The following is a 7382-nucleotide window of genomic DNA, read 5'->3' on the forward strand; positions in this document are numbered from 1 at the left end:
GTCTACTTGCTGCCGCCAATATGTGGCCTTCTCTTCCTTCGTCATACCCACCCCTTCTCGCTGTATGCGGGGCAGGATCGGTCAGGTCAGAAAGTTTGGGAAGGTGGGTTGCTTAGACGCTTACGAACAAATTAATCTCGTACAATCCAGCTTCAGCAAAGTCAAACCCATCTCGGATCAGGCCGCCGAGTTGTTTTATGCCCGGCTATTCGAAATCGCACCTCAGGTCAAACCCATGTTCAAGGGGGATATGGTTGAACAGGGTCGCAAACTCATGGCCATGATTCATACCGTCGTCAATGGATTAAAGAACTTGGATGACATCGTTCCTGCAGCGCAGAATCTGGCGCGTAGTCATGTGGATTACGGCGTGCAAAGTGAGCATTACACCTATGTCGGCGAAGCCTTGATTTATGCTCTGGAACAGGGACTGGCTGAGGACTTTACCCAACCGGTGAAGCAAGCCTGGATTGAAGCTTATACCTTGTTGTCCGACGTGATGATTGCGGCAGCGGAGCAATTCGAAATGGCGAACAAAAAACCGTTATGGAAGCGGTTACTGAAAGGCTAAGCATTGCCTACAATGCTGGTGATTGGTCCGTTTTCAGCAGTGATCAGCGTCAAGATGGTTCAGCCAAGACGAGATCAACATAACAGTCTTTACCGTTTTCCTCTGGTTGTAGTATAACAGTAAAGAATTCGGTAAAGATTTCAATGTTTTTTCATAGGCCGAGGCATGAACACATTGCAGCGTTACAGGACCTTCAGGGAATTTTACCCATTTTATCTCAGCGAACATAAAAATAGCATTTCAAGACGATTGCATTTTGCGGGTACAAGCATCGCCCTTGTGCTCTTTGTCGCAGCTATCGGTTCGGGGATATGGTGGTGGTTGCTGGTCGCAGTATTACAAGGTTATCTGCTCGCCTGGATAGGCCATTTTTTTTTCGAGCACAACAAACCTGCTACTTTCAGATATCCTTTGTTCAGTTTAATGGGCGATTGGTGGCTGTGGTGGGAAATCATTACCCGTAAGCGGGATCTGTAATACGCGTATCTGTCGTGTCCGATCCAAACGGGACATCTCAAAGAGCAGTTTTCGGACGCGAACCCAGGACGATATCGACATGCGAATCCAATGTCCCGGCTTTCAAACATCACAGGATATATTATCTAGTTATTTATTCTGAAGTTTCACCGTTTTTCCGCGAGGAAAACCGGTGTGGTTAACAAAGAAAGTCGGCCATTAAATATTATGATTTATTGATTAAATATACTTATTTATGCGCTTTTTGGTTACCCTGTTTTTTTGTTTTATTTATTGCAAATCAGCTAGATAAAGGTGAACAGAGCCGCCTTCCGTGATATAATGAATGCTCATTAACTCACTGATTATAAAATGCAAGAGGCCCTGTTCGATGTCTATGCTACGCGATTTGCTCACCCCTTTCCAATCGGCATTTTCGGATTCGCGGCTGGGGCGCGAACGGGCTCAATGGTTCCCCTTCATCCTGTTGGCTATCATGGCGCCCTTCACCTCCTCAATGAGCAGCAATCTACTGCGCTCCCTGCAGACCCTCTTTGGCCTGAAGGTGAACGCCCGCCGCTTCTACCTCTTCATGGCCTCCACCCAACTGGCCTGGGATCGCCTCTGGCCGATTGCCTGGAATCTGATCCCGTCCCCGTTGGTCGATGGGCGCTTGATCCTGGCCCTCGACGACACCCTCAACCAAAAAACCGCCAAGGTGAAACTTCAGTTGCCGCATACACAAAGCGGAAACGTCGAAGATTCAAGCCTGACGTAACATGGGGTTGTAACGGTTAACTGCAACTGACAGCACCCCTGTCCGCTTGATGTATACCCCAATTAAACGCGTTGTATCGAGCGAAGCATGTATCATTGATATGTATCAAGCGTAGGTATACATTTAATGACAGGCCTCAGAAGGAGTCTCGTCATGTCCAACACTGCCAAGCTGTTCATCACCGGGCGAAGTCAGGCCGTCCGGCTTCCGAGGGAATTTCGTTTCCAGGGGGCCGAAGTATTCATTCGCCGCGACCCCCAGACCGGCGACGTTGTGCTGTCGCCGAAGCCCGCTTCCTGGCAAGAGTTTTTTGAACTTGCCAACCGCACCAAGATGCCGGCGGATTTTATGGTGGATCGTGAAGACCGGCCAGATGAAGAGAGAGGTCTGTTTTGACCCGCTACATGCTGGATACGAACATGGCTAGTTACGTCATCAAAGGGCACCCACCGGAGGTCCGCGAGCGACTCGTCGTGTTGCCCATCGACAGCATCTTCATCTCCGTCATCACACAAGCGGAACTGCTTTACGGACTTGCCAGGAAAGGCCAGCCTGCTGCTCTTGCCAATGTCATCCGCGAGTTTTTGCTACGCGTAGAGGTATTGCCGTGGGATGAACACGCCGCCACGGTCTACGGTGACTTGCGGGCCTCCTGCGCGTCGGCGGGTATCACCTTGGGAGCGCTCGACATGCTGATTGCCGCCCATGCCGTTGCTGCCAAAGCGACGCTCATCACCCACGACAAGGCGTTCACCCTCGTTCTGGATGGAGCACTCGCAGTTGATGACTGGACCAAAGGCGCGTGAAACGCAGCATAGTCTTCCGATTCAACCGCCGCACAGCACGGTCTCGGGGCCTGTTGTTCTATCGGCTGCTACAACGGGCCGTGGCGACGAGTCCAGTGACTTGCGACAAAATTATTAATAAGGCTGGGGAATGAATATTGTGGAACTAAGGAGATAGCCATTTCAAAAATACACCTCGATAGGAAGATTAAAGTGTTAAGGATGGGTCAGCCGTGTCAACAACGGAACCTTGATCTGGTCCAGCAATAGCGTATAGACAACAGTCGCACCCAGCAGACAAAGTACAAAAATCCAGGGAATAGGGGCCATCAACCAACCCATAATGGCCAGAATACTGACAATTAGAATATCTACCAGACTGGCGACGCTGAGGAATGTTCCGGGCCTGGATGCCCAGAGGTGACCGCGCTCGCGGACCAGAAACACATTGGCCAATCCTGAGAATACCAGGCCGAGAAAATCCAGGGTTTGGACTGAGGGAGTAGGCAAATGGAGGCTACGGCCCACAGCATAGACCGCAAATATATAGACGAGCCAGGCGATGGCGACAGCGAGGGAGGAGAAGACCAGGGTCCGGATTGCCCAGCGATCCGGTTGGGGGGAGGGACGGACGTTATCTTCTGCCAGGGACATGGTTACAAAATCGTTGGCAAAGAGCAGCAACAGGACCAGCAGGGGAGTGACCACAAAGCTGCGAAAGAGTAAAAATCCGAGACTCAGAAACAGAGCCACCTGAAAGACTTTGACAATCTTGTTCAGGGTATAGGTAAGCATACGCTGATAGACGCGACGGCCGGTGATGACCGCCTCCAGTACTCCTTGCAGTCCGGGGGTGGTCAGTACGATGCTGGCAGCGGCCTTGGCCACATCGGTGGCACTTTCCACCGCCACCCCCATTTCCGCCTGCTTGAGTGCGGGGGCGTCATTCACCCCATCGCCGGTCATGCCGACAATCCGGCCCTTTTTTTGCAACCCCTGGACCAGATGGAACTTATCGGCAGGGAATACCCCGGCATAAACCCCACAATCTTCTGTGATTTGCCCCCGTTCGCAGACCTGACCGTCAATCCCCAGAGTGCTGGCGACGCTTTGCGCGGTCTGAACGCTGTCTCCCGTCACCATCCGAACATGAACGCCCAGTTTCTGGAGTTGTTGCACCACATCCTTAGCATCAGGGCGGATCGGGTCTGACAAGGCCAATAAACCCAAAAAGCGAGGCTGGCCATCCAGTCCTGCAGCGATAGCCAGTACCCGTGCGCCGCTGGCGGCCAATTGTGCAGTACGACTTTCCCAGTCTGCATCCTTGCAGAGCTTGGCGATGATTTGCGGGCTCCCCTTCATGGCGCGCCACAGATGGCCATTCTGGGTAAAAGTGGCTTCAGAGCGTTTGCTGGCAGGATCAAAAGGGACGAACTGCGCACGGGTTGGCGTACTGATTTGCCTTTTGCTACTTTCCTGGAGAATGGCTAAATCAATGGGATCCTGGGTAGAGCTGTCACTGGCCAGTGCTGCCATGCGCAGCAGTTCTTCTTCGCCAATATCCGGCCAGGGCTGAAGCTGACTGAGGCTGAGACAATTCTGGGTAAGGGTGCCGGTTTTATCACTGCACAAATCGTTCATGGCCGCCGCCTCCTCCACGGCGGCGAGGCGGGTTACCAGCACGCCGCGATGGACCAGATGCAAGGAAGCAATGGCGGTGGCGAGGGTGAAGGTGGCTGGCAGGGCTACAGGTACGGAGGCGACCAGCAAAATCAAGGCAAAGGGTAAAATGTTGGCGAGGGGAATGTGCTGTACCATGGCATAGGCGAGAATGGCGAGCACCAGCAAAACGTCCATGGCGACCAGATAGCGCACAATACTAAGAACCAACTCTTCCAGATGGCTTTTGGCACCCGCGCCACGGACCAGTTCGGCAGTTTTGCCGAAATAGCTTTTAGCCCCGGTAGCGGTGACTTCGCCACTGGCCTCCCCGCGTTTCACGATGGAGGCGGAATACAGGGTGCTGTCTGCCGTACAATCCACCGGCATGGATTCCCCGGTCAGGGCGGATTGATCGACCAGGACATTGCCATCCGTAAGACGTAGATCGGCGGGAACAATATCTCCCACGCGCACATGGACCAGATCGCCCGGAACCAGTTCGGCGGCCGCCAGGGTTTGCCAATTGCCATCCCGGCATACACGGGCCTGAATACGTAGTCGCTCACGGAGCAGGGCCAGGGCGTTTTGAGCTTTGCGTTCCTGGCTGAAGCCCAGTATCCCGTTAAAAAGTAACAGTAATCCGATGATGATGGCTTCTGGCCACTTGGCGAGCAGCACCTCCAAAACAAAGGTGGCTTCCAGCATCCAAGGGACAGGTGCCCAGAATTTGTGAAGGAACAACAGCCAGGTTTTGGGGGCTTCTTCAACGACGGCATTGGGTCCGTATTGTGTGAGGCGTTTTTGCGCCTCACTACTGCTGAGCCCATTACTGGCGTGAATGGAAGCACCGGATTCAAGGCTCATGGCTGCTGTTCCTTGCGTGTCAACGCCTTTATCCGCGCACGGGCCGCACAAAGGCTTTTTTACCGGCAAAGCTGGCGGCTGTGCCCAGTTCTTCTTCAATCCTCAGTAGCTGGTTGTATTTGGCCACCCGCTCACCCCGGGCCGGAGCGCCGGACTTCAGGTGACCGGTGTCCAGGGCCACGGTCAGATCGGCAATGAAATCATCGGTGGTTTCGCCGGAGCGATGCGAGACAAAAGCCCCCCAGCCATGAAACTGGGCCAGCCGGGTGGCGGCGATGGTTTCGGTGACGGTGCCAATCTGGTTGAGCTTGATGAGCGTTGAATTGGCAATATTGTCTTCAATGGCCTGAGCAATGATTTTTGGATTGGTACAGAAGATATCATCACCGACCAGTTCGATGCTGCTGCCCAGTTTTTCATTGAGTAGTTTCCAGCTTTCCCAGTCATCTTCTGCCAAACCATCTTCCAGCAAAACTACCGGATAATTACGGACGATTTCCGCATAATAATCGACCATTTCCGCACTGCTCAGGGCCCGGTTTTCCGTGCGTAGCTGGTATTTTCCGTCTTTAAAGAATTCCGAAGAAGCCGGGTCAATGGCAATGCCGCAATCTTTTCCGGGTTCAAATCCGGCACGGCGAATAGCCTCGACCAGCAGATCATAGGATTCATGATTGGAATCTACGGCGGGGGCAAAACCGCCTTCATCACCGACGCCGACAGAAAGATGTTTTTCGAGAAGTAAAGCCTGCAGGGCATGGTAGATTTCCGCACCCCAGCGCAGTGATTCGCGGAAGCTGTCAGCCCCATAGGGAACCAGCATACATTCCTGAAAATCGGCCCCCTGCCAGTGCGCATGGACTCCACCATTCAACACATTAAAGCAGGGCACGGGCAGACGGGTAGCACCGGGTCCGCCCAGGTAGGCATAAAGCGGCAGGTCACAATAATCAGCGGCAGCACGGGCGCAAGCCATGGAAACGCCCAGAATCGCATTGGCACCGAGCTTACCTTTATTATCGCTGCCATCCAGACCGATCATGGTTTCGTCAATGGCTTTTTGGTCGCGCACATCCAGATCCTGCAAGTCGGGCGCAATGATTTCTTCAATGTTCTGAATGACCTGACGGACGCCTTTGCCACCAAAACGATGCGTGTCGCCATCACGGAGTTCCACTGCCTCCTTACTACCAGTGGAAGCCCCCGAGGGTACGGCGGCGCGGGCGTGTTGCCCATTGCTGAGATACACTTCCACTTCTACCGTAGGGTTGCCGCGAGAATCCAGAATTTCGCGGGCGATAATGTCTTCAATCAAGCTATCCATAAAACACTCTCCTGTTATTGCGTGGCAGAAACATCCAGATGAATGATTTCCAGGCGGTTAGTCCCACCCGGGTGACCCTTGCTGGGTCCTTGTGTCAGTAAAATCAAGCCTTTTTCAATGCCGTTGTTGAGTAGCCAGCGACGTGCCGCCTCTTCCCAGCCACTTTCAGGACTGGGCATTTCTATAGGATAAACCCCATAGTGCAAACAGAGGCGTTGACAGGTTGACGCATGGGGACTCATGGCCAGAATCCAGGGTTCAAGACGAAACCGTGCAATGCGTGCGGCCGTTGTTCCTGTTTCTGTAGGGGTTACCACAAATAAAGGATTCAGCCGTTCGGCACTGTGCTGGACATTACTGGCAATAAGAGATTCCACGCTGGGCTTATCCTGCAGATCCTTAGCACTCAGGGGGTTGAGTTCCGCCCGGTTTTTTTCGGTAACGCGCGCAATTTCCGCCAGCATTTTTACGGCTTCTACCGGAAAATCGCCCATGGCCGACTCTTCCGAGAGCATAATGCAATCCGTACCATCGAGAATGGCATTGGCCACGTCAGTCACTTCCGCACGGGTTGGCCGGCGGTTGTGTACCATGGACTCCAGCATCTGCGTGGCGGTGATAACGGGTTTACCAGCGGCACGCGCCTTACGGATCAGGCGTTTCTGGATAATGGCAATTTCTTCGATAGGCACTTCCACGCCCAGATCCCCGCGTGCCACCATGATGGCATCGGTCGCGTCGATAATGGCATCAATATGTTTCCAGGCCCGCGCTCTTTCGATTTTGGCAACCAGAAAGGGATGAAATCCCAGTGCATTGGCTTCACGGCGGGCGGCGTGCAGGTCTTCGGCGCTTTCCACAAAAGAAACACTCAGACCATCGACCCCGGCCTCCAGGGCAAATGCCAGTAATTTCCGATCGGCAGCGGTGAGCGCCCCCCCC

Annotated in this window: 8 protein-coding genes and 1 pseudogene; 6 read left to right on the top strand and 3 right to left on the bottom strand. The window is 53.5% G+C overall.

Annotated features, from left to right (window positions below; all coding sequences use genetic code 11):
* From HJG40_RS13620 to HJG40_RS13645, 6 genes and pseudogenes are all read left to right on the top strand, one after another.
* On the top strand, positions 1-571 hold a 571-nt coding region (locus tag HJG40_RS13620; RefSeq protein ID WP_215864700.1), incomplete at its 5' end, for a globin family protein.
* 165 nt (positions 572-736) lie between these two features.
* Positions 737-1048: an Mpo1-like protein gene (locus HJG40_RS13625; RefSeq protein ID WP_065974794.1), complete on the top strand. Its 312-nt coding sequence runs from the start codon at positions 737-739 to the stop codon at positions 1046-1048.
* Positions 1049-1418: 370 nt separating this feature from the next.
* Positions 1419-1805, top strand: coding sequence for a hypothetical protein (locus HJG40_RS13630; RefSeq protein WP_215864701.1), 387 nt, complete (start codon positions 1419-1421; stop codon positions 1803-1805).
* Positions 1806-1958: 153 nt separating this feature from the next.
* Positions 1959-2201 (top strand): antitoxin, encoded by a 243-nt coding sequence (locus tag HJG40_RS13635; RefSeq protein ID WP_215864702.1) that lies wholly within the window; start codon positions 1959-1961, stop codon positions 2199-2201.
* Between the two features lie 8 nt (positions 2202-2209).
* The gene (locus tag HJG40_RS13640; RefSeq protein WP_226857466.1) at positions 2210-2611 is read left to right on the top strand and encodes a type II toxin-antitoxin system VapC family toxin; all 402 of its coding nucleotides are present in this window, start codon (positions 2210-2212) and stop codon (positions 2609-2611) included.
* 11 nt (positions 2612-2622) lie between these two features.
* A pseudogene (locus HJG40_RS13645) lies at positions 2623-2745 on the top strand (IS1595 family transposase); the annotation flags it as partial.
* Positions 2746-2806: 61 nt separating this feature from the next.
* Here HJG40_RS13645 and HJG40_RS13650 read toward each other — a convergent pair.
* The 3 genes from HJG40_RS13650 to pyk all read right to left on the bottom strand — a co-directional run.
* Positions 2807-5116: a plasma-membrane proton-efflux P-type ATPase gene (locus HJG40_RS13650; protein WP_215864704.1), complete on the bottom strand. Its 2310-nt coding sequence runs from the start codon at positions 5114-5116 to the stop codon at positions 2807-2809.
* Positions 5117-5144: 28 nt separating this feature from the next.
* Positions 5145-6440: a phosphopyruvate hydratase gene (gene eno / locus HJG40_RS13655; protein WP_215864705.1), complete on the bottom strand. Its 1296-nt coding sequence runs from the start codon at positions 6438-6440 to the stop codon at positions 5145-5147.
* Between the two features lie 14 nt (positions 6441-6454).
* A partial coding sequence (gene pyk, locus HJG40_RS13660; RefSeq protein ID WP_215864706.1) for a pyruvate kinase occupies positions 6455-7382 on the bottom strand: 928 nt, incomplete at its 5' end.

It is taken from the genome of Acidithiobacillus concretivorus (assembly GCF_018853445.1).
In the GTDB taxonomy this organism is placed as follows: Bacteria; Pseudomonadota; Gammaproteobacteria; order Acidithiobacillales; family Acidithiobacillaceae; genus Acidithiobacillus; species Acidithiobacillus concretivorus.

What these genes read in the sequence shown, in the direction of transcription:
- HJG40_RS13625 (WP_065974794.1), top strand. Translation starts at nt 737, where the DNA reads ATGAACACATTGCAGCGTTACAGGACCTTCAGGGAATTTTACCCATTT.
- HJG40_RS13630 (WP_215864701.1), top strand. Translation starts at nt 1,419, where the DNA reads ATGTCTATGCTACGCGATTTGCTCACCCCTTTCCAATCGGCATTTTCG.
- HJG40_RS13635 (WP_215864702.1), top strand. Translation starts at nt 1,959, where the DNA reads ATGTCCAACACTGCCAAGCTGTTCATCACCGGGCGAAGTCAGGCCGTC.
- HJG40_RS13640 (WP_226857466.1), top strand. Translation starts at nt 2,210, where the DNA reads ATGCTGGATACGAACATGGCTAGTTACGTCATCAAAGGGCACCCACCG.
- HJG40_RS13650 (WP_215864704.1), bottom strand. Translation starts at nt 5,116, where the DNA reads ATGAGCCTTGAATCCGGTGCTTCCATTCACGCCAGTAATGGGCTCAGC.
- eno (WP_215864705.1), bottom strand. Translation starts at nt 6,440, where the DNA reads ATGGATAGCTTGATTGAAGACATTATCGCCCGCGAAATTCTGGATTCT.